Origin of the sequence: uncultured Oscillibacter sp. (assembly GCF_910584465.1) — a bacterium.
Lineage (GTDB): Bacteria > Bacillota > Clostridia > Oscillospirales > Oscillospiraceae > Oscillibacter.
In genome coordinates, this window is the sequence record NZ_CAJUBK010000002.1 from 35300 (window position 1) to 52217 (window position 16918).

The window sequence follows — 16918 nt, forward strand, 5'->3', positions numbered from 1 at the left end:
TTAGAATATTTCGACAGGTTCAACAGGTTCTCTCCGCTGTTCATTGTAGCACTCCTATAAAGAATTGCAAGTAAAGAATTGCAGGGGCCGGACCGGGGAGGCCCGGCGGACCGCGCCGTAAAAGCGGTTGCGCGGAGGCCGGGATCGTGTTACACTCCAGATATCACCGAACCGACAAGAAAGAGGAGGATGCAGATGGATTTCAAGACGCTTTCCGCCGCGCGGTACTCCCTGCGCAAGTTCAGCTCCCGGCCCGTGGGGCAGGAGGAGCTGGACCTCATCCTGGAGGCCGGGCGCAACGCCCCCACCGCCCACAACTACCAGCCCCAGAGGATCTTCGTCCTCCGGTCTCCCGAGGCCCTGGAGAAGATCGACGCCTGCACCGGCTCCCGGTTCCATCCCCCGGTGATGCTGGTGGTGGCCTACGACGCCTCCGTCTCCTGGAAGCGGGAGACCGACGGCAAGGACCACGGCGAGATCGACGCGGCGATCGCCGCCGCTCAGATGATGCTCCAGGCCGCCGACCTGGGGCTGGGCACCACGTATGTCGGCATGTTCGAGCCGGACAAGGTCCTGGCCGCCTTCCCGGAGATGGCGGGGACCGTCCCCATCGCCCTGCTGCCCCTGGGATACCCGGCGGAGGGCGCGCATCCCGCCCGGCTCCACACGGACCGCAGGCCCATCGGGGAGCTGGTGCAGTATCTGTGACCCCCGCGGGAAGGGAAAACGGAGACCGCCAAAAGGCGGTCTCCGCTTTTCGTTTTTCACCGTCTCTTCCGTCCGCCCCGGTAGCTCCCGCGGCTCCGCCCGGCGCCGACGCTGCGGCCGTAGCGGTAGCGGCGGCGTCCCATGATCAGCTTCCAGCCGCCCGCGGCCGCGGCCAGGACGGCGGCCGCGATCAGGCCCACCCTGGCGGCGGTGGTGGAGAAGAACTCCTTCACGTCCCGCCAGAGGATGCGCAGGCGGGACGCCTCCACGCCGGTGAAGGCCAGCAGGTCCACCTGGGCCAGCTCCTCCCCGTCCAGGCGGATGGTCAGGGTGCCCAGCACGTCCCCCTCCTCGATGGGGGCCTCCACCGGGTCGGACTTCAGCACGATCTCCTTCTCCAGCTCCTCCAGGTCCACGCCCTTGGGCAGGAGGAGCTCCACCGCCTGGGCGGGGCGGAGGGTCACATGGTCCACGGCGGAGAGGGACACCGGGGCCTCCCCGGCCACGTCGTCCTCCTTCAAAAGCGTCTGATAGGCGAAGTTGCCGAAGGCCCAGTCGTAGAGCCGGTTCGTCTCCGTGAAGCTGTAGGTCCACCAGATGCCGTTCTCGTCCTGGACCCGTTCCGCCCCCAGGATCACGCACAGCAGGTCCATGCTGGCGTGCTGGGCGGTGGTGACCAGGCAGTTCCCCGCCATGGAGTGGGACCCGGTCTTCACGCCGTGGACGTCGGCGTTGTAATACTCCCGGGTGCTCCGGATGAGGAAGTTCGTGTTGTTGAGCTGGCGCTCCTCGGCCATGTTGGTGGCGGGGACGACGTGGGAGCTGGTGTCGCAGACGGTCATGAACATGGGGTGCTCCAGCGCCGCCTTGGTGATGAGGTACAGGTCCCAGGCGGAGGTGTAGTGCTGGGAGTCGTGGTAGCCGTGGGGGTTCATGAAGTGCGTGTCCTCGCAGCCCAGCGCCTGGGCCTCGTCGTTCATCCGGTCCACGAAGCCCTCCACGGTGCCGGAGATCTTCTCCGCCAGGATGGCGCCCGCCTCGTTGGCGGAGACCACCATCAGGCAGTAGAGGAGCTCCTCCACCGTCAGGACCTCCCCCGCCTTGATGCCGGCGGTGCTGCCGTCCTCGGCCAGGCCCTCCAGCGCCGTGGGGGTGGCCGTGATCTCCTGGTTCAGGCTCAGCCGGCCCTCGTCGATGGCCTCCAGCACCAGCAGGCAGGTCATGATCTTGGTGAGGCTGGCGGGATAGAGCTCGTCATGCTCGTTCAGGCTGTAAAGGACGGCCCCGGTCTTCCGGTCCACCAGGAGGGCGGCCTTGGCCTGGACGTCGGGGTCGGGCACCTTCGCCGCCTGGGCGGGGACGCTCAGCTGCCCCGCCAGCAGGAGGGCCAGGAAAAAAATCGAGAAGAAACGTTTCGTTTTCATGTCCATCCCCCAAAATATGTGATATAATCCCTTCGGACCCGTTTTCAAAACGACGGCCCTGCGCCGCCGTTCGATGGACCGGCCCCCATTATACCAAAAAAAACGGAGGAACGCAACCATGGACACGCGGAGGATGACGGAGCGCTGCGAGTGGGCGCTGCTGGGCCTGACGGCGCTGTTCCTGGGCCTGCTCCTGGCGCTGTCCTGCCGCGACCGGGCGGAGATGGCGGCGCCGGGCTATGTGGAGACGAGGGTGACGGTCCCCGTGGAGGCGGTCCGGCCGGACCCGTCTCCCCTGGACCTCAACGCCGCCTCGGAGGAGGAGCTGACCGCCCTCCCGGGCATCGGCGAGGCGCTGGCCCGGCGGATCGTGGAGCACCGGGAGGCCCACGGGCCGTTCGAGACGGTGGAGGGATTGACGGACGTGTCCGGCATCGGGCCGGCGAAGCTGGCGGCGCTGGAGGGACTGATAACGGTGGAGGATGCTGAATGAAGATACTGGTGGTAGACGACGAGCGGACCCTGGTGAAGGGGATCAAGTTCAACCTGGAGAACGAGGGCTATGAGGTGGAGTGCGCCTACGACGGGGCCGCCGCCGTGGAGATCGCCCGGGAGGGCAAGCTGGACCTCATCATCCTGGATCTGATGATGCCGGAGCTGGACGGGCTGGAGGCGTGCATGCGCATCCGGGAGTTCTCCAACGTGCCGGTGATCATGCTGACGGCCAAGAGCGAGGACGCGGACAAGCTGATGGGCTTCGAGTGCGGAGCGGACGACTATCTGACCAAGCCCTTCAACATCCTGGAGCTGAAGGCCCGGGTGCGGGCCCTGCTCCGCCGGGCGGCGGGGGTCCAGCGCAGCCGGGGGAGCGTGCTGGCGGCGGGGGGCATCACCCTGAACACCGAGGAGCGCAGCGCCGCCCGGGGGGACCGGAGCGTGGACCTCACGGCCAAGGAGTACGACCTGATCGAGCTGCTGATGCGCAACCCCCGGCGGGTCTACAGCCGGGAGAACCTGATGAACGTGGTGTGGGGCTACAGCTACGCCGGGGATTACCGGACCGTGGACGTACACATCCGCCGCCTCCGGGAGAAGCTGGAGGAGAACCCGGCGGAGCCGGACCACATCTGCACGAAGTGGGGGGTGGGGTACTATTTCAAGGAATGAACGCCCCGTTTGGGGGAGCCTCCAGTTCCGTTTCGGACTGAGCTACATCCTGGTGATCCTGGGGGTGCTGCTGCTGCTGAACTCCTACCCCCTGATGGTGTCCGAGGATCTGGTCTTCCGGTCCAAGGCCGCCAACCTTCAAAACGGCGTCTCCGTCATGGTGAACTCCCTCTCGGGCCTGGCCCGGCTGACGGAGGAGAACGTCACCGACGCCATGAGCGTGGCGGAGGAGTCGGGGCTGAGCCGCATCCTGGTCACCGACGCCGCCGGGCGGGTGCTCTACGACACCCGGGAGACCGGCTCCGCCGTGGGGAACCTGGCCCTCTATACCGAGATCGTCCAGGCCCTGCTGGGCTATGACGCGTTCAGCTGCACCTTCCAGCGGGGGGCCTTCCGGAGCCGGGCCTCCTCGCCGGTGATGTACCAGAGCCAGATCATCGGCGCGGTCTACGCCTATGAGTACGACACCGAGCAGGCCGCCCTGCTCCTGGGGCTCCAGGATACGCTTTTGCGCCTCTCCGCCGTGGTGGGGGCGCTGGTGCTGGTGCTGAGCCTGGTCCTCTCCAAGGCGCTGACCCGCAAGATCGGCCTGCTCCTCAACGCCATCCGCCAGGTGCGGGAGGGCGCTTACAGCCACCGGGCGGACATCCGGGGGCGGGACGAGATCGCCCAGATCGGCCATGAGTTCAACAGCCTGACGGACCGGCTCCAGACCACGGAGAACGCCCGCCGCCGCTTCGTCTCCGACGCGTCCCATGAGCTCAAGACCCCCCTGGCGGCCATCCGGCTGCTGTCGGACTCCATCCTCCAGACGGACGGCATCGACCCCGAGATCACGAAGGAGTTCGTCACCGACATCGGCCGGGAGGCGGAGCGCCTCTCCCGCATCACGGAGGACCTCCTGCGCCTCACCCGGCTGGACAGCGGGGTGCTGGACCCTCCGGCGGAGGTGGACATCCTGCCCGTGCTGGAGCAGGTCATGCGGATGATGAACCTGGTGGCCCAGGAGAAGGGCGTGGACCTCACCTACTCCGCCGGGGAGGACTGCGTGGTCCTGGCGACCAAGGACGAGATCCACCAGGTCATCTACAACCTGGTGGACAACGCCGTGAAATACTCCGCCATCGGCGGCGCGGTCCAGGTCTCCCTGGGCCTGGAGGGCGGGCAGGTGGTCCTGGCCGTGGCGGACAACGGCGCGGGCATCCCCGAGGCGGACCTGCCCCGGATCTTCGAGCGGTTCTACCGGGTGGACAAGGCCCGGTCCAGGGCCGCGGGCGGGACCGGCCTGGGCCTGGCCATCGTCAGCGACACGGTGAAGCGCCGGGGCGGGGCCGTGGAGGCGGCGAACCGCCCGGGCGGCGGCGCGGTGTTCACCGTCCGCTGGCCCCGGACCGAAAGGAGGGAGGGGGCATGAAACGATGGGCCTGCTGGTCCCTGGTCCTCCTGCTGGTCCTGACGGGCTGCCGGAGGGAGGAGCCGCAGCGGACCGCCTACCTCCTGTATTTCCAGGAGGCCGATCTGACCTACTCCGCCGGGGACGGGGCCTTCCGCACGGAGGAGGTCTACCTGTTCGACGAGGAGACCGAGACCTCCGGCGAGCTGGCGCAGACACTGATGGAAGAGCTCTTGAAGGGCCCCGCCGACGAGACGCTGAAAAGCCCCTTCCCCGCGGGGACCACCCTGCTCTCCCTGGACCTCACCGGGAGCCGGGCCAGGGTGGATCTGTCCGCGTCCTACAGGAGCCTGTCCGGCGTGGCCCTGACCCTGGCGGACAGCGCCATCGCCATGACGCTGTCCCAGGTGCCGGAGATCTCCTCGGTCCAGATCACCGTCCGCGGCCGGGAGCTGGCCTACCGGGAGCGGCAGGTGCTGAACATCCGGGAGGTCCTGCTCACCCCGGAGGAGGACGTGATCAGCACCGTGGACGTCCGGCTCTACTTCCTGGATCAGGCGGGCTCTCTCACGCCGGAGGAGCGGACGCTGGATCTCTACGAGGGCGATACCCAGGTCTCCGCCGTGGCCAGGGCCCTGGAGGACGGACCGGAGGACCGGGAGCTGCTCAGCCCCCTGCCGGAGGGCTTCCAGGTGAAGTCCGTCTGGCTGGAGGAGGACATCTGCTACGTGAACCTCTCCTCCGCCCTGTTGGAGGGGCTGGAGGAGGCGGCGGTGCGGACGGCCCTCCGGGCCCTGGAGGACTCCCTGTGCTCCCTGGAGGGGGTGCGGGCGGCCCGGTTCCTGGTGGACGGCGAGTTCAGCCGGGACCTGGGGACGGCGGACAGGGCGGCGGATCCGGGCTGAATATCCCTTGACATCCTCCCTCCCATCCGGTAGACTAAAGGTGGACCTTTCCGGGCCCCGCGAGTACGCACTACAGAAACAGGAAGGAGAACCCCGCCATGAGAACCCCCTCTGACCAGCAGACGCTGTTCCAGATCCGAGGCATCCCACCCCTGGGCTCCGCAGTCTCCCTGTCGCTCCAGCATCTCGTCGCCATGATCGTGGGCTGCGTCACGCCGCCCATCATCATCGCCGGGGCCATCGGCCTCAGCCAGGCGGACCGGGTCCTGCTGATCCAGGCATCCCTGGTCATGTCCGCCGTCTGCACGCTGATCCAGCTCTATCCCGTCAACAAATACTTCGGCTCCGGCCTGCCGGTGATCATGGGCGTCAGCTTCGCCTACGTCCCCAGTATGCAGGCCATCGCCTCCTCCGGCGGGGGCGTGGGGGCCATCGCCGGCGCGATGATCGTGGGCGGCGTCGTGGCGGTGGTCGTGGGCGTGTTCGTGAAGAAGATCCGCCTGCTCTTCCCGCCGGTGATCACCGGCACGGTGGTGTTCACCATCGGGCTGTCCCTCTACCCCACGGCCATCAACTACATGGCCGGCGGCACGGCCAATACGTATGAACTGGTGGTGGAGACCAAGCACCAGACCGCGGCGCTGGTCTACGGCTCCTGGCAGAACTGGCTGGTGGCCATCCTGACCCTGGCGGTCGTCATGCTGCTGAACAACCACGGTAAGGGCATCTGCAAGCTGGCCTCCATCCTGATCGGGATGCTCTGCGGCTATGTCACCTCCATGGCCTTCGGCATGGTCTCCTTTGCCGAGGTGGGCTCCGCCGCCTGGTTCTCCCTGCCCCGGGTGATGCACTTCGGCGTCACCTTCGATGTGCCCTCCTGCGTGGCGATCGGCCTGCTGTTCGCCATCAACTCCATCCAGGCCATCGGCGACTTCACCGCCACCACCGTGGGCGGGCTGGACCGCGATCCCACCGACCAGGAGCTCCAGGGCGGCATCATCGCCTACGGCGCCAGCAACATCCTGACGGCCTTCTTCAGCGGCCTGCCCACGGCGACCTACTCCCAGAACGTGGGCATCGTCACCACGAACAAAGTCGTCAACCGGATCGTCTTCGCCATGACCGGCGGCTTCCTGCTGCTGGCCGGGCTGTCCCCGAAGTTCGCGGCGGTGCTGACCACGATCCCCCAGTGCGTGCTGGGCGGGGCGACGATCACCGTCTTCTCCACCATCGCCATGACGGGCATGAAGCTCATCGCCTCCCAGGACCTGACGGCCCGGAACACCACCATCGTGGGGCTCTCCGCCGCCCTGGGCGTGGGCGTGTCCCAGGCCAGCGGGGCGCTGAGCCAGTTCCCCGAGGGCTTCACCATGATCTTCGGCAAGTCCCCCGTGGTCATCGCCACGCTGATGGCGGTGCTGCTGAACCTGATCCTCCCGAAAGAGAAGCATTGAGGGCGCCATGGAGATCGAGATCTTACATTTCCACTGTCCCGGCCTGGAAGACGGCGGGACCTTCCCCCGGGAGAACACCGGGTGGGGGAAAGACCTGTCCCCGGAGATCGTCCTGGAGGACTTGTCCCCCCGGGCCAGGACCCTGGCCGTCACGCTGGAGGACATGAGCCACCCGGTGAAGGGCTTCACCCACTGGGTGATGTGGAACTTCCCCGCCCGGAAGGTCATCCCCGGCGGACTGCCCAAGCACGAGCGGCTGGAGAACGGCATCACCCAGGGCGTCGCTTACGGCATCCACCGCTACGCGGGGCCGAAGCCGCCGGTCTGGAGCCACCACCGCTACCGTCTGACGGTCTACGCCCTGGACTGCGTCCTGGGCATCAGCTCCAATTCCCGGAAGCGGCAGTTCCTCAAGGCGGCGGAAGGGCATATCCTGCAAAAGGGCAGCCTGACGGCGGGATATGGCGGATGAAGGTCCTCCCCGGAGCATCGGAAAAGCGGCGGAGGCTCCATCGATGGGGAGGGAGAACATCACGAGAGGGACCCGGGAAGGGTCCCTCTCGTTTCTTCGATCCACGAGACGCCGTTTTGCGGGCGCCCCGGCCCGCCGGGGCCGCGTCAGCCGATCCCGAACTCTTTCGCGTATCGCATGACGCCGTGGAGGCTGGGGGCGTTTTCCTTCAGCTTGCGGGCCATGAAGTTTTCGCGCGGCACGTCGAACGGCGGCTTTATGCCGGATCGGTCCGCCGGCAGATATCCTGCCCTCGAGTAGTATCCCCCGTCGCCCAATACGACCGAATACGCGTGCCCCGATCCGGCGGCGATCTTGTGCCCCTCCTCGATCAAAGCGGTGCCGATCCCCTTCCCCTGGTATCCGGGGAGGACGGCCAGGGGCGCCAGGGCCAGGACCGGGACATCCCCGACGCTTGCCGCTGTGAACAGGATGTGCCCCACGATCTTCCCGTCCATCTCGGCGACCAGGGACAGATCGGGGATGAACGCGTCCCCGGCCCTCAGGGCATCCACCAGGTCCTGCTCGGTCCCGTCGGAATGCTCCGCCTGGCTGAACGCGGCCTTTATCAGGGCGTATACCGCTCCGTGGTCCTTCGCTTCTTCTTTCCTTATGACGAGCATATCACACCTCACGATCTTGATCGGACGGTCCGATCGTGACACAGATCCCGGTCCGAGCCAAGCTTTTTTGCGGGGACGCCGGGCCCGGGAGCGGCCCCGCCCCTCCCGGAGCGGGATCTTGGAGGCCCTCTTTTCAGATCGGCGCCGTTCGACGGCTTTTGACAAAATGATCCGTCAAAATATCGAAAGCGCACCGTTCCCCGATACCGGCGTGTGACTGCCCGAGAGATCGGGATCTCCCGATCTGGGTATTCACGATAAGATGCTTGCGATAATAGCGATCGTGCAGACGGATGATACTCCCGCACTGAATATGACGATCACTTTTTTGACCGCTTTATCCCCATTTACCGCCATATCTATTTTGCCTGAAAACAAAGCGCAGACGATGGCGGCGATCATTAACGATATAGACATTGACAATATAGAAAGTTTCCCCATATCTCCCTCCACGGCTTCCGGTCTGCTGAGCCGATCATAGCACACCGTTGCTGCTGCGTCAACCGGGTTTTGTAGAAACTGCCGAAGTGATGCCTTGGCAGCACGTTCCTCAAGGGGGATCCTGGAAATTCCCGCTTTATTATTGGCGCGGATCGTGCTATACTGACGATGTATCGACAAAATTTGCTCGAAGTCCCCGGGACTTCGTCCATGCAGGAAAGGAGCGCCTATGGACGAGCGCAGATCCCCCCCCCTGGAAGCCGACGGCATCATCGAGGGGCGCAACGCCGTCATCGAGGCCCTGCGGGCCGGGACGGCCATCGACAAGATCTACCTCCAGAAGGGCGAGACGGACCGGACCCTGGGCCACATCGCCTCCAAGGCGAGGGCCGCCGGGACGGTGGTGGTGGAGGCGGACAGGCGGAAGCTGGACGCCATGAGCCGCACCCACGCCCACCAGGGCGTCATCGCGCTGGCCTCCGTCCGGGAATATGCCAGCGTGGAGGACATCCTCCGGGCGGCGGCGGACAAGGGCGAGCCGCCCCTGCTGGTGGTCTGCGACGAGCTCTCGGACCCCCACAACCTGGGGGCCGTGATCCGCACGGCGGAGTGCGCCGGGGCCCACGGCGTCATCATCCCCAAGCGCCGGAGCGCCGGGCTGACGGCGGTGGTGGCCAAGACCTCCGCCGGAGCCGTGGCCCACGTCCCCGTGGCCCGGGTGCCCAACCTCCCGGCGCTGCTGAAAGAGCTGAAGGGCCGGGGCGTCTGGGTCTTCGGCACGGCGGCGGACGGGGCCGTGCCCCTCTACGACGCCGACCTCAAGGGCCCCGCCGCCATCGTCATCGGCAGCGAGGGGGACGGCATGGGCCGTCTGGTGGCGGAGAGCTGCGACTTCCTGGTCCGCATCCCCATGCGGGGGAAGCTGAACTCCCTGAACGCTTCCGCCGCCGCCGCGATCATGCTCTATGAAGCCGTCCGGCAGAGACTGTGACGAAGACCCGCATCCCTTTTGAAGGAGGGGATCCCATGACCCCGATGGATGACAACCATATCGATGCCCCGGTCCCCCCGGAGGAGGATTACTCCCTGGAGGAGATCCTGGCCGAGTACGGCGGGAGCCTGGAGGACCACCTCCTCCACTCGGCGGAGCCGGCCCCGGGCGATGCGGCGCAGGCCCCCTCCCCGGAGGGACCTCCCTCCCCGGAGGGGCCGGGAGGAGGGCCCGCCCCGGGAGCGGCGGGAGCGCCCCCCGCTCCGGAGCCCCCGGCGGCGTCCCCGCCGCCCCCCGCCCCGGAGCCGCCGGGGACGCCGGTCCCGCCGCCCAAGACGCCCGATCCCATCCAGGAGGCGGAACGGGCGGCCCGGGCGGATGTGGAGAAGCTGAAGATCCCCCGCCCCCGGCCCATCTCCCTGGAGGATGTGGTGGGCAGTACGGTGGACGCGGTGATGGAGGAGGCGCGGGAGCCCATCCTGCCGCCGCGCCGCGGGGGCCTGTTCTCCCGGAAGCCCGCCGAGGACACGGAGTCCCTGCCCCCGCCTCCGCCGCCGGAGCCCGAGCCGGATCCGGAGCCCATCGGCCCCGAGCCGGAGCTCTGGGAGGCGGCCCACGACGCCCGGCAGCTCTATATCCGCCGGAAGCACACGGTGGTCCTTCCCCTGATCCCGGCGCTGCTGCCCACCCTGGCCCTGATCCTGGAGCGGTATCAGATCAAGCTGCCCTATGTGTCCGGGAGCCTGGGGTCCCAGTGCGTGTTCCTGCTGGTCTGCCTGGGGCTGACGGCGGTCCTTTGCCGCCACGTGTTCATCAAGGGGGTGGGGATGCTCCTGCGCCGCCGGTTCGTGGCGGAGCTGCTGGCCTCCCTCTCGGCCCTGGTGTCGGCGGCGGACTGCGCCGCCCGGCTGCTGGGGGACCGGCCCAGCGAGGTGACGCCCTACGCCGCCGTCTCCTGCATGGTCCTGGTCTTCGCCCAGTGGGGCGTCCGCCGGGAGAGCAAGGGGAATCATGACATGCTCCGGGCCGCGTCCGTGGACGACGACCCGCCCTACCTCATCACCGACACCCCCCAGGGGGCCTGCAAGCAGCGGGGGGCGGTCCCGGGCTTTTTCACCACCGCCGCCCGCAGCGACATCTCCACGCTCTGGCAGACGGCGCTGCTGCCGGTGTTCCTGGCGGCGGCCGTGGTGTTCGCGGGGCTCGGCGCCGCGGAGCGGGAGGGGACCTTCCTGCTGAACCTCTCGGCCATCCTGCCGGCGGCGGCCACGTGCTCCCTGCCGCTGTGCTGGGCCCTGCCCTGGTCCAAGCTGTCGGAGCACCTGCAAAAGACCGGCTGCGCCGTGGCGGGCTGGTCCGGGGCCCAGAAGATCAGCGCCCGGCGGCGGATGATCGTCACCGACGGGGACCTCTTCCCCCCCGGGGCCGTCCAGCTCAACGGCCGGAAGCTCTACGACGAGACGCAGGAGCGGGCCGTCTCCCTGGCCGCGTCCATGGCGCGGGCCGCCGGGTCCGGGCTGGAGCGGCTCTTCAACAACCTGGTCCGAAGCGAGGGCGGACGCTATGAGAAGGTGGATGATTTCAGCTTCTACGAGGAGGGCGGCTGGTCCGGCATCATCCGGGGGGAGTCCGTGCTGATGGGCAGCGCCTCCTTCATGCGCAAGATGAACGTGGACCTGCCGGCGGACGTGACCCTCCGGACCGGCGTCTTCCTGGCGGTGGACAAGGAGCTTGCCGCCGTCTTCGCCGTGAAATACAACCCGGCGGAGAACGTGGACTTCGCCCTGCAGATGACGCGGCGCAGCCGGATCCAGCCGATCCTGGCCTCCCGGGATCCCAACATCACCCCGGCCCTCATCCGGCGGAAGTTCAGCCGGAACATCGGGCTGGAGTATCCCGGCCTCACGGAGCGCGTCGCCCTCAGCGAGGCGGAGAAGGACCGGGGGATACCCCGCGCCCTGCTGTTCCGGGAGGGGCTGCTGCCCTACGCGGAGACGGTGGCAGGGAGCCTTCGGCTGTGCAAGGCGGTCCGCCGGGCGGCGGCGATCTCCCTGCTGGGCAGCTGGGCGGGGACGCTGCTGACCTTCTACCTCACCAACCTGGGGGCCTATGAGCTGCTGGACCCCCTGGCGCTGGAGCTCTTCCTGCTGCTGTGGACCCTGCCGGTGCTGCTGATGGCGGACTGGACGGGGCGGTACTGAGATCTTATCTTGAAGAGAGGAGCTGGACTTGATCATGGGGAGATTCGATGGCGTGCTGCTGGCCAGCGACTTCGACAACACGCTGCTCTATACGGAGGACGCCCTCCGTTCCGGGGGCCCGGTGCCGGATCTGCCGGAGCGGAACCGGCAGGCGCTGGAGTACTTCATAGCGGAGGGGGGCCGCTTCGCCGTCGCGACGGGACGGGCCCTGGCGGCCTTCATCCGCTATGCGGACATGGTGCCCATGAACGCCCCCGGCGTGGTGTGCAACGGCGCGGCGATCTATGATTTCGCCAAGGGCGAGTACCTGGAGACCGCCATGCTGGACGCCGCCGCCCGGGAGCGGGGGCAGGCCGTGCTGGACCGCTTCCCCGGCGTGGCGGCGGAGGCGTACCACATCGACAACGTGATCCACGCCGTCCACATCAACGACATCTGCCGCCAGCACGAGCACATCACGAAGGCCGCCCTCACGGAGATGCCCTCCCTGCTGGACGTGCCCCTGCCGCTGGGGAAGATCCTCTTCGAGGCGGAGCATGGGCTGCTGGAGGAGGTCCTGGCCTTCCTCCAGGCCCAGGGCTGGGCGGAGGATTACGAGCTGATCTTCTCCGTGTCCCACCTGCTGGAGATGACCACCAGGGGCGCCAACAAGGGCGGCATGGTCCGCCGCCTGGCGGCCCGGCTGGGGATCCCCATGGAGCGGGTCTACTGCGCCGGGGACGAGGCCAACGACATCTCCATGCTCACCGCCGCCGCCGAGGGCTTCGCCCCCTGCAACTGCTCCGAGGCCGTCCGGGCCTGCGGGGCCACGATCGTGGGCCACGCCAGGGAGGGGGCCGTGGCGGATATCGTCGAACGGCTGGGCGAGCGGTATCCCTGAGATCCGATATATGACCAAAGCCCGGCGGGGGATCCCGCCGGGCTTTGAAATAAAAGGTGACAAGCGGCAAAAACTTTGGTATACTAAGGACACGATAGACGGATGAGGCGCCGCCCTCATCATCTGAAAAACGAAGGAGGACTCGTATGAATATCGTATGTCTTGACATGGAGGGCGTCCTCGTCCCCGAGATCTGGATCGCTTTTTCCGAGGCCAGCGGCATCCCCGAGCTGCGCCGCACCACAAGGGACGAGCCCGACTATGACAAGCTGATGAAGTTCCGCCTGGGCATCCTGGAGGAGCACGGCCTGGGCCTGAAGGAGATCCAGGCCACCATCGCCAAGATCGATCCCCTCCCCGGGGCGAAGGAGTTCCTGGACGAGCTCCGGACCAAGACCCAGGTGCTTATCCTCAGCGACACCTTCGAGCAGTTCGCCAAGCCCCTGATGGAGAAGCTGGGCTGGCCCACCATCTTCTGCAACACCCTGGAGGTGGGCGCGGGCGGCAAGATCGCCGGCTATAAGATGCGCTGTGAGAAGTCCAAGCTCACCACCGTCAAGGCCCTCCAGTCCATCGGCTACGAGACCATCGCCGCCGGGGACAGCTTCAACGACCTGGCCATGATCCAGGCCAGCAAGGCGGGCTTCCTCTTCAAGAGCACCGAGCAGATCAAGAAGGACCATCCGGAGCTCCCCGCCTACGAGGAGTTCGGCGACCTGCTGGCGGCGATCGAAGCGGCGCTGTGAGGCGGGCATGGATCTGAGCGTTTTCCGGGGGGCCCTGTGGGAGATCTCCCGGGTGCCCCTGACGATCCTGGCCGCTCCGGCCCTGCCGCTGGCGGCGGTCTGCCTGGGGACCATCGCGGTCATGGTCTGCCGGGAGCTGCGGAAAAAATAAGTAGGAAGGGAGATCCCGCATGGATCCCAAATTTGAAAAGCTGGGCTTCTATCCCGCCGACATCCTCTTGCCCAGGGAGGGCACGGATATGACGAAATGGGCCGTGGTGGCCTGCGACCAGTTCACCTCTCAGCCCGAGTACTGGCAGGCGGTGGAGGACACCGTGGGCGGTGCGCCGTCCAGCCTCCGCCTCATCCTGCCGGAGGCGGCGCTGAGCGCTCCGGACGTGGAGGAGCGCATCTCCGGCGTCAACGCCGCCATGGGGAGGTACCTCTCCGAGGGCCTCTTCCGGGAGCTGCCGGACAGCCTCCTTTATATCGAGCGGGTCCAGTCCGACGGGAAGATCCGCCACGGCCTCGTCGGCATGGTGGACCTGGAACAGTACGACTTCACCCCCGGCTCCGGGGCCCTCATCCGGGCCACGGAGGGCACTGTCCTCTCCCGCATCCCCCCTCGGGTCAAGGTGCGCAGGAACGCCCCCATCGAACTGCCCCACGTCATGCTTTTGATCGACGATCCTAACAAGACCGTCATCGAGCCCCTGACCAGGGCCTCCGGCGAGATGGAGCAGCTGTACAGCTTCGACCTCCAGCAGGGCGGCGGGCACATCACCGGATGGAAGCTCACCGCCGCCCAGATGGACGGCGCGGCGGACGCCCTGGCGGCGCTGTGCACCCCGGAGGAACAGGCGTGGAAGTACGGCGTGAAGGACGCCGCGCCGCTGCTGTTCGCCGTGGGCGACGGGAACCATTCCCTGGCGACGGCCAAGCAGTGCTATGAGGATCTGAAAAAGACCACCCCCGAGAGCGAGTGGGCCGGGCTCCCCGCCCGGTACGCCCTGGTGGAGGTGGTGAACAATCACGACGACGCCCTCCAGTTCGAGCCGATCCACCGTGTGGTCTTCGGCGTGGAGCCGGAGGCGGTGCTGGAGGCGCTGAAAGCCTATTGCCCCGGCGCTTACGAGGGCAGGGGCGAGGGGCACACCATCGCCTATACCCACGCGGGCGGGACGGGCTGGATCACCGTGCCCAAGCCCCGGGTGCAGCTGGCGGTGGGGACGCTCCAGGCGTTCCTGGACAGCTACGTCAAGGACCACGGCGGGGAAGTGGACTATATCCACGGCGACAGCGTGACGGACCGCCTGGGGGAGCAGCCGGGGAGCATCGGCTTCAAGCTCCCCGCCATGGGGAAGCAGCAGCTCTTCAAGACCGTCATGGCCGACGGCGTGCTGCCCCGGAAGACCTTCTCCATGGGCCACGCGGAGGACAAACGGTACTATGTGGAGGCCAGGAAGATCCGCTGATCTCCGTACGATGCTGCGATAGAAGGACCGGGAACGCGGTGCGTTCCCGGTCCTTTTTCGGATGCGCGGCCCTTTTCGGGAAGGATCGACAAAATACGATCCGGACCCTATAATGGCGGAAGGAGAGCGTTGCTGCATACAGACGGTTGGTCCACCGTTATGACCCCTGCGCGAATACCAAACAGGGGGAGGTGGTGCTGATGTGGAAAGGATGGCGTTTTGCCGCCCTGCGCTTCCTGGTGTTTTTCACCGGGGCGCTGTGGATACTTACCACGAAAGCGTGCTAGCCGTCCGGCTGTCCCCGAACGGCTAGCGGTTTACCCGTTTAGCTGATCCTATGGGCCAACCGTCTTGCGGCAGCGCCCTTCTATGTTGATTGTACGCTAATACTAGCGGCTTGTCAAGCGGAGGATAGAAGGGAGCCGGTCCTTTTTCACGTCTGGTCTCCCTCGTCTTCCTCCAGGCTTGCCAGAGCGACCCGGACGGCTTCGACCACGAAGGCTGAGAAGGTACATTCCTTCCCTTGGATGGCGGATTCTACCGCCTCGATCAGGTCGTTGGGGAATCGGATGGATTTGTTCGTAGTTGGGGGGATGTTAGGAATTTTGAAACTGCCCATAATACACCTCGCAATACAATTGAAATTCATAGCGTAATATAAATTGTATTGCAAAATTTGTAGATTATGCGCATTTCATTTGCTACGCAATTGCGCTACAATTGCGGCGAGGTGATATACATGGAAAAACTTCCGCGCTATTATCTGCGTCTTTTCAATTCCGTCACGGACGCGGTCGCACTGATCGGTGAAATGAACTTTGGCGCCGCCAGGGATACCCTGATAAAAGGACAGCTCTGGGCGGAGGAGCTGTATGTTTTAGAGATGGAAGGGGACCTGACGAGCGAGAAAGAGCTTGAGATATGGCTGCGCCTGGAAGAGGAGAGGACGAGGGAACGGATCCTGGCGGAGCAGGAAGACCCCTTAAGGCTGGATCGAAGCGTCAAGGCGATCGTGGAGACGCTCCAGGAGGGAACGGTATCGGCGGAGGATCTGGAAAGGAAGATAAGGGCCGCCCTTGCCCAGGTGGTCGAATAAACCTGCAAAGGGGAGGCTGGAGGGACGTCATGCCCCATAAAGCGCGGATATATATGATCATATAAAAGGCGGGGCCGTCAGGCCCCGCCTCTTTCAGTTCCCCTCCTGCTTGTTCATATCGATATAGGAGTACAGGGTATATTTGGAGATGCCGAAGTATTTGGCGACCTTATCGCCGGACTTGGTGATGAGGAACGCGCCGTTCTGGCTGAGGAACTGGATGGCCCGGACCTTGTCGTCCTTGTTCATGACGGCGGCGGGCTTGCCCACCAGGGCCACGGACTGCTGGATCAGCTCGTCCAGCAGGTCGCTGACATTGGTGATCTTCTCCGGCTCGGCGGGGGCCGTCTCTCCGGTGGAGACCAGATCGTGGAGGGCCTCCTCCATCAGGATGAGGCGGGAGATGTCATAGTTGATGGCCAGGATGGCGGAGACCTTCCCCTTCCGGTCCCGGATGTAGACGGTGGAGGACTTCAGGATCTTCCCGTCCGGCGTCTTGGTGAGGTAGCAGAGATGGTCCTTGGGCTCCGGGTCCTGGGTGCGGAGCTGTTCCATGACCACGTTGGACGCGCCGTCCCCGACCTTGCGCCCGGAGACGTGGCCGTTGGCGATGAAGACGATGGAGCGGTCCGGATCCCGGCTGAGATCGTGGATGGCGACCTCGCAGCTGCTGCCGAACTGGGCGGCGATGCCGGAGGCCACTTGGCGCAGCAGGTCTAATTTGCTGTTTTCCGTGGTGATACCCCCTTTTTGGGCCGATCTTCGTGGAAAGACACGGATCCATGCTGTCATCATACCACGGTCTTTTGAAGAAAGCAACCGGTTTTCAAAAATTTTTTTAGGTTTTCAAAAATTTTGTTTGACAACCGGGGATATTGTGATATGATAAGGCTGTAAGGAACAGACGGCCGGGGAGACCGGGCC

At 66.0% G+C, this 16918-nt stretch carries 20 protein-coding genes; 15 read left to right on the forward strand and 5 right to left on the reverse strand.

Annotation, left to right across the window (positions count from 1 at the left end; translation table 11 throughout):
* The first annotated feature begins 195 nt into the window (after nt 1-195).
* Nucleotides 196-708 carry a nitroreductase family protein gene (locus QZ332_RS01380; RefSeq protein ID WP_295761364.1) on the forward strand — a complete coding sequence of 171 codons (513 nt, stop codon included), beginning with the start codon at nt 196-198 and terminating at the stop codon, nt 706-708.
* A gap of 56 nt (nt 709-764) precedes the next feature.
* Here the strand turns inward: QZ332_RS01380 and QZ332_RS01385 are convergent, their stop codons facing one another.
* Nucleotides 765-2132, reverse strand: a complete 1368-nt coding sequence (locus QZ332_RS01385) for a D-alanyl-D-alanine carboxypeptidase family protein (protein ID WP_295761367.1) — start codon at nt 2130-2132, stop codon at nt 765-767.
* Between the two features lie 118 nt (nt 2133-2250).
* Between QZ332_RS01385 and QZ332_RS01390 the strand changes: the two genes are divergently transcribed.
* From QZ332_RS01390 to QZ332_RS01415, 6 genes are all read left to right on the forward strand, one after another.
* Nucleotides 2251-2625, forward strand: a complete 375-nt coding sequence (locus tag QZ332_RS01390; RefSeq protein WP_295761370.1) for a helix-hairpin-helix domain-containing protein — start codon at nt 2251-2253, stop codon at nt 2623-2625.
* Nucleotides 2622-3299, forward strand: a complete 678-nt coding sequence (locus QZ332_RS01395) for a response regulator transcription factor (RefSeq protein ID WP_295761373.1) — start codon at nt 2622-2624, stop codon at nt 3297-3299. Before QZ332_RS01390 ends, QZ332_RS01395 begins: the two co-directional genes overlap by 4 nt.
* A 52-nt stretch (nt 3300-3351) precedes the next feature.
* Complete coding sequence (locus tag QZ332_RS01400) at nt 3352-4713, forward strand: cell wall metabolism sensor histidine kinase WalK (protein WP_295761376.1); 1362 nt, start codon at nt 3352-3354, stop codon at nt 4711-4713.
* Nucleotides 4710-5597, forward strand: coding sequence for a GerMN domain-containing protein (locus tag QZ332_RS01405; protein ID WP_295761379.1), 888 nt, complete (start codon nt 4710-4712; stop codon nt 5595-5597). The genes QZ332_RS01400 and QZ332_RS01405 overlap by 4 nt, the downstream gene beginning before the upstream one ends.
* 98 nt (nt 5598-5695) lie before the next feature.
* On the forward strand, nt 5696-7051 hold the full coding sequence (locus QZ332_RS01410) for a uracil-xanthine permease family protein (protein ID WP_295761382.1): 1356 nt from the start codon (nt 5696-5698) through the stop codon (nt 7049-7051).
* 7 nt (nt 7052-7058) lie between these two features.
* Nucleotides 7059-7523 carry a YbhB/YbcL family Raf kinase inhibitor-like protein gene (locus tag QZ332_RS01415; protein ID WP_295761386.1) on the forward strand — a complete coding sequence of 155 codons (465 nt, stop codon included), beginning with the start codon at nt 7059-7061 and terminating at the stop codon, nt 7521-7523.
* 146 nt (nt 7524-7669) lie between these two features.
* Here the strand turns inward: QZ332_RS01415 and QZ332_RS01420 are convergent, their stop codons facing one another.
* On the reverse strand, nt 7670-8185 hold the full coding sequence (locus tag QZ332_RS01420; protein WP_295761389.1) for a GNAT family N-acetyltransferase: 516 nt from the start codon (nt 8183-8185) through the stop codon (nt 7670-7672).
* A 252-nt stretch (nt 8186-8437) separates the two neighbouring features.
* Nucleotides 8438-8806, reverse strand: a complete 369-nt coding sequence (locus QZ332_RS01425; protein WP_295761392.1) for a hypothetical protein — start codon at nt 8804-8806, stop codon at nt 8438-8440.
* A gap of 49 nt (nt 8807-8855) precedes the next feature.
* Here QZ332_RS01425 and rlmB point away from each other — a divergent pair, with 49 nt between their 5' ends.
* The 7 genes from rlmB to QZ332_RS01460 all read left to right on the forward strand — a co-directional run bounded on the left by rlmB (nt 8856) and on the right by QZ332_RS01460 (nt 15185).
* Nucleotides 8856-9617 (forward strand): 23S rRNA (guanosine(2251)-2'-O)-methyltransferase RlmB, encoded by a 762-nt coding sequence (gene rlmB / locus QZ332_RS01430; RefSeq protein ID WP_295761395.1) that lies wholly within the window; start codon nt 8856-8858, stop codon nt 9615-9617.
* Nucleotides 9618-9652: 35 nt separating this feature from the next.
* Nucleotides 9653-11818, forward strand: coding sequence for a hypothetical protein (locus tag QZ332_RS01435; protein ID WP_295761397.1), 2166 nt, complete (start codon nt 9653-9655; stop codon nt 11816-11818).
* Between the two features lie 34 nt (nt 11819-11852).
* The gene (locus QZ332_RS01440) at nt 11853-12698 is read left to right on the forward strand and encodes an HAD-IIB family hydrolase (protein WP_295761400.1); all 846 of its coding nucleotides are present in this window, start codon (nt 11853-11855) and stop codon (nt 12696-12698) included.
* Between the two features lie 146 nt (nt 12699-12844).
* On the forward strand, nt 12845-13444 hold the full coding sequence (gene thrH, locus QZ332_RS01445) for a bifunctional phosphoserine phosphatase/homoserine phosphotransferase ThrH (protein WP_295761403.1): 600 nt from the start codon (nt 12845-12847) through the stop codon (nt 13442-13444).
* Between the two features lie 7 nt (nt 13445-13451).
* Nucleotides 13452-13595 carry a hypothetical protein gene (locus tag QZ332_RS01450; RefSeq protein WP_295761406.1) on the forward strand — a complete coding sequence of 48 codons (144 nt, stop codon included), beginning with the start codon at nt 13452-13454 and terminating at the stop codon, nt 13593-13595.
* 19 nt (nt 13596-13614) lie between these two features.
* The gene (locus QZ332_RS01455; RefSeq protein ID WP_295761409.1) at nt 13615-14898 is read left to right on the forward strand and encodes a DUF1015 domain-containing protein; all 1284 of its coding nucleotides are present in this window, start codon (nt 13615-13617) and stop codon (nt 14896-14898) included.
* A gap of 146 nt (nt 14899-15044) precedes the next feature.
* Nucleotides 15045-15185, forward strand: a complete 141-nt coding sequence (locus QZ332_RS01460) for a hypothetical protein (RefSeq protein ID WP_295761411.1) — start codon at nt 15045-15047, stop codon at nt 15183-15185.
* A gap of 146 nt (nt 15186-15331) precedes the next feature.
* Here QZ332_RS01460 and QZ332_RS01465 read toward each other — a convergent pair whose 3' ends face one another.
* Nucleotides 15332-15517 (reverse strand): YlcI/YnfO family protein, encoded by a 186-nt coding sequence (locus QZ332_RS01465; RefSeq protein ID WP_295761414.1) that lies wholly within the window; start codon nt 15515-15517, stop codon nt 15332-15334.
* Between the two features lie 120 nt (nt 15518-15637).
* Here QZ332_RS01465 and QZ332_RS01470 point away from each other — a divergent pair, with 120 nt between their 5' ends.
* Complete coding sequence (locus QZ332_RS01470; RefSeq protein WP_295761416.1) at nt 15638-15994, forward strand: hypothetical protein; 357 nt, start codon at nt 15638-15640, stop codon at nt 15992-15994.
* Nucleotides 15995-16087: 93 nt separating this feature from the next.
* On the opposite strand, the gene QZ332_RS01475 is transcribed toward QZ332_RS01470, so the two are convergent.
* Complete coding sequence (locus QZ332_RS01475) at nt 16088-16786, reverse strand: transcriptional regulator (RefSeq protein WP_295761418.1); 699 nt, start codon at nt 16784-16786, stop codon at nt 16088-16090.
* Between the last annotated feature and the right edge of the window lie 132 nt (nt 16787-16918).

What these genes read in the sequence shown, in the direction of transcription:
- QZ332_RS01380 (WP_295761364.1), top strand. Translation starts at nt 196, where the DNA reads ATGGATTTCAAGACGCTTTCCGCCGCGCGGTACTCCCTGCGCAAGTTC.
- QZ332_RS01385 (WP_295761367.1), bottom strand. Translation starts at nt 2,132, where the DNA reads ATGAAAACGAAACGTTTCTTCTCGATTTTTTTCCTGGCCCTCCTGCTG.
- QZ332_RS01390 (WP_295761370.1), top strand. Translation starts at nt 2,251, where the DNA reads ATGGACACGCGGAGGATGACGGAGCGCTGCGAGTGGGCGCTGCTGGGC.
- QZ332_RS01395 (WP_295761373.1), top strand. Translation starts at nt 2,622, where the DNA reads ATGAAGATACTGGTGGTAGACGACGAGCGGACCCTGGTGAAGGGGATC.
- QZ332_RS01405 (WP_295761379.1), top strand. Translation starts at nt 4,710, where the DNA reads ATGAAACGATGGGCCTGCTGGTCCCTGGTCCTCCTGCTGGTCCTGACG.
- QZ332_RS01410 (WP_295761382.1), top strand. Translation starts at nt 5,696, where the DNA reads ATGAGAACCCCCTCTGACCAGCAGACGCTGTTCCAGATCCGAGGCATC.
- QZ332_RS01415 (WP_295761386.1), top strand. Translation starts at nt 7,059, where the DNA reads ATGGAGATCGAGATCTTACATTTCCACTGTCCCGGCCTGGAAGACGGC.
- QZ332_RS01420 (WP_295761389.1), bottom strand. Translation starts at nt 8,185, where the DNA reads ATGCTCGTCATAAGGAAAGAAGAAGCGAAGGACCACGGAGCGGTATAC.
- rlmB (WP_295761395.1), top strand. Translation starts at nt 8,856, where the DNA reads ATGGACGAGCGCAGATCCCCCCCCCTGGAAGCCGACGGCATCATCGAG.
- QZ332_RS01435 (WP_295761397.1), top strand. Translation starts at nt 9,653, where the DNA reads ATGACCCCGATGGATGACAACCATATCGATGCCCCGGTCCCCCCGGAG.
- QZ332_RS01440 (WP_295761400.1), top strand. Translation starts at nt 11,853, where the DNA reads ATGGGGAGATTCGATGGCGTGCTGCTGGCCAGCGACTTCGACAACACG.
- thrH (WP_295761403.1), top strand. Translation starts at nt 12,845, where the DNA reads ATGAATATCGTATGTCTTGACATGGAGGGCGTCCTCGTCCCCGAGATC.
- QZ332_RS01450 (WP_295761406.1), top strand. Translation starts at nt 13,452, where the DNA reads ATGGATCTGAGCGTTTTCCGGGGGGCCCTGTGGGAGATCTCCCGGGTG.
- QZ332_RS01455 (WP_295761409.1), top strand. Translation starts at nt 13,615, where the DNA reads ATGGATCCCAAATTTGAAAAGCTGGGCTTCTATCCCGCCGACATCCTC.
- QZ332_RS01465 (WP_295761414.1), bottom strand. Translation starts at nt 15,517, where the DNA reads ATGGGCAGTTTCAAAATTCCTAACATCCCCCCAACTACGAACAAATCC.
- QZ332_RS01470 (WP_295761416.1), top strand. Translation starts at nt 15,638, where the DNA reads ATGGAAAAACTTCCGCGCTATTATCTGCGTCTTTTCAATTCCGTCACG.
- QZ332_RS01475 (WP_295761418.1), bottom strand. Translation starts at nt 16,786, where the DNA reads ATGACAGCATGGATCCGTGTCTTTCCACGAAGATCGGCCCAAAAAGGG.